Source organism: Catenovulum agarivorans YM01 (assembly GCF_000281085.1).
Taxonomy (GTDB): domain Bacteria; phylum Pseudomonadota; class Gammaproteobacteria; order Enterobacterales; family Alteromonadaceae; genus Catenovulum; species Catenovulum agarivorans.
This window is the reverse complement of sequence record NZ_AJWM01000117.1, coordinates 1-2340: the sequence shown is the minus strand read 5'-3', so window position 1 is coordinate 2340 and position 2340 is coordinate 1. Positions and strand designations below refer to the sequence as shown.

Genomic DNA, 2340 nt, shown 5'->3' with positions numbered 1-2340 from the left:
TAATTAAGCCTAGTCACAAAAAGCCAAGTTGCTTAATGGTAGCTTGGCTTTTTGTTTTAACTTTTTCTAAACGTAATAAGAATAATATGTTCAAAAAAACACTATCGGCAATTAAAACACACACACCTAAAAAAACAGACTCAACACTGCAAGACAACTCTGTGGTGCTTGAATTTATGCCTGCGGCAATTGAGATTTTAGAACGACCAGCTTCCCCCATCGGGCGTACGCTAGGTAGAATTATTATCGTTATGGTTATTTTCGCTTTTATTTGGTCGTATGTTGGAAAGGTAGACGTTGTGTCGATTGCACAAGGCAAGATTATTCCAAGTGGTCGGGTTAAAGTCATTCAACCATTACAAAAAGGAGTTATTAAAAGTGTGTTTGTCAAAGAGGGTGAGCTTGTTGAGGCCGGTCAACCTCTAGTGGAATTAGATCAAAGTTTAACTCATGCCGATTTAAATAAACTATCTCACGATGTTATGTTTGCAAAACTTAATTTATATAGAGTGCTTAGTATTCGCAGTAAACTAAAACCTAATGAAGTTTTACCCGAATTGGATAGTTACCACCATTGGTTAAATACTTTACCGAAAGAAAAACTAGACTATCAAAATGCTTGGATTGAGCAAAACTGGCTTAAATATAAAACGCAGCTAAATGGGCTAGAGCAAAAACTAAAAACACAATCAGCGGAATTAAGAATAAATGACTCAGACATAGAGCGATATGAAGTTGTCTTTCCTATTATTAGCAAAAGAGCAGATTCGATGAAGTCGCTCAATCTTGAACAATATGTGTCTAACGAAAATTATTTAGAGTTAGAGCAACAAAGAGTTGAGTATCAACAAAACATGAAAATGGCGCAAGCACGTAGTCAAATGTTACTATCAATTATGGAAGAAACTCAACTTGAAATAAAAAAATTCAGAGAGGAATTTTTGGTAAATAATCTAATCGAAATAGAACACTTTAATAGAGAAGTTGCTAATTTAGAACAAGAATTATCAAAAGCAAAAATGTTAAACGAAAAGCAATTATTAATAGCGCCTGTGACTGGTTTTGTGCAGCAACTAAGTGTTAATACTATTGGGGGGGTTGTGACTGATGCTCAAACATTAATGCTAGTTGTACCTAAAGAAGATTTTTTAGAAGCTGAAGTCGAGTTACCTAATAAAGACATTGGTTTTGTAAAGGTAGGGCAGACCGCAAGCCTAAAAGTTGACACGTTTGATTTTACTTTATATGGCGCTGTTGGTGCTGAAGTAATTGATATTACAGCAGATGCGATTGAAGATGAGAATACAGGATTAATTTATAAAATGCGTTTGAAACTTAATCAGAATAAACTATTTGTAGAAGACAAATGGATACACTTAATTCCTGGTATGGGTGTTACTGCTGAAGTTAAAACGTCCAGAAGACGTATCCTTGATTATTTTTTAAGTCCCATCAAAGGTTCAACGGATAGTAGTTTGCGTGAGCGCTAGAGGGTATTCAAAACCTATCTCAGCGTAATTTAGTTTGATTTTTATCTTATCGCTTCAAAGTGAATGGTAAATTGCTTCTTGGTTGTTTGTGTGTCAGGTACAAAAAAAGAAGAGACTAAAACAAAAATTAATACTGTTCAGAGCTTTGTCGAGCAGTCTGCTTTGACTTACACTGCTCATTGCAAACTTAAAGTTAGTAAAATTGGCTGAAGGTAATATCCTAAATAGTTTGTTTTTAAGCCTATTTAAACAATTTTTGCTTATATAATCGTCGATCGAAAGAAAATATCATTTTTTTTCAAAAAAGGGCTTGCAACGCCCAGCTGCTTTCAATAAACTGCGCTCCACTTTTGACAGGGCCGGCTTAGCTCAGTTGGTAGAGCAACTGACTTGTAATCAGTAGGTCGCCAGTTCGATTCCGGCAGCCGGCACCATCAAAAATATAGAATTCGGAGGGGTTCCCGAGTGGCCAAAGGGATCAGACTGTAAATCTGACGGCTCTGCCTTCGCTGGTTCGAATCCAGCCCCCTCCACCACGAATCACAGTTTGAGGTCTAAAGCTCAGAGCGCGGGCATCGTATAATGGCTATTACCTCAGCCTTCCAAGCTGATGATGCGGGTTCGATTCCCGCTGCCCGCTCCAAGTTTTGCTGATATAGCTCAGTTGGTAGAGCGCACCCTTGGTAAGGGTGAGGTCCCCAGTTCAAATCTGGGTATCAGCACCATCTGATTTTAGCCTCCGACCGTGGCATCAATTAAATTTATCTGACAGAGTCAGAACTAAGTTGAGGTCTGGAAAGTGGCTAAAGCAAAATTTGAACGTACTAAACCGCATGTTAACGTAGGTACA

The 2340-nt window shown here is 37.9% G+C and carries 1 protein-coding gene and 4 tRNA genes; all 5 read left to right on the top strand.

Annotation, left to right across the window (positions count from 1 at the left end; translation table 11 throughout):
• Window positions 1-1490, top strand: a 1490-nt coding sequence (locus WSC_RS0102520; RefSeq protein WP_237716273.1) for an HlyD family type I secretion periplasmic adaptor subunit, incomplete at its 5' end; no start/stop codon positions are given.
• Window positions 1491-1848: 358 nt separating this feature from the next.
• A tRNA-Thr gene (locus WSC_RS0102510) sits at window positions 1849-1924 on the top strand.
• 17 nt (window positions 1925-1941) lie between these two features.
• Window positions 1942-2026: transfer RNA gene (locus WSC_RS0102505), tRNA-Tyr, on the top strand.
• A 32-nt stretch (window positions 2027-2058) separates the two neighbouring features.
• Window positions 2059-2133: transfer RNA gene (locus WSC_RS0102500), tRNA-Gly, on the top strand.
• Window positions 2134-2139: 6 nt separating this feature from the next.
• A tRNA-Thr gene (locus WSC_RS0102495) sits at window positions 2140-2215 on the top strand.
• Window positions 2216-2340: the final 125 nt, after the last annotated feature.